General features: G+C 42.6%; 1 protein-coding gene. It reads right to left on the bottom strand.

Going from position 1 to position 223, the window contains the following annotated elements; all coding sequences use genetic code 11:
- On the bottom strand, positions 1-223 hold a 223-nt coding region (locus tag A372_RS35745; RefSeq protein WP_157259373.1), incomplete at both ends, for an iron chelate uptake ABC transporter family permease subunit.

Below are 223 nucleotides of genomic sequence, written 5' to 3'. Positions count from 1 at the left end.
GTTGTAAAAGAGTGCCTGAAACGGCCAGACCTCCTCCGAGCAACAACATATCCAAGGCAAATGGCAAACGAGTTTGGTATACAACTTCCTTCAATAGGGGATCAGGATTGGAAGAAAACAACACTTCCCAAAACTCTGCATAGCTGATAGGAAATATACCTGTGGTTAGCGACAGGAACAAACTAAAGATCAATAATGCAAACCCTGTAACCAGAGTCAAAAC

Origin of the sequence: Paenibacillus sp. OSY-SE (genome assembly GCF_000283315.1) — a bacterium.
Lineage (GTDB): Bacteria > Bacillota > Bacilli > Paenibacillales > Paenibacillaceae > Paenibacillus_B > Paenibacillus_B profundus.
Note: the sequence above shows the minus strand (reverse complement) of the source record. Positions and strands in the feature narration are given on the sequence as shown.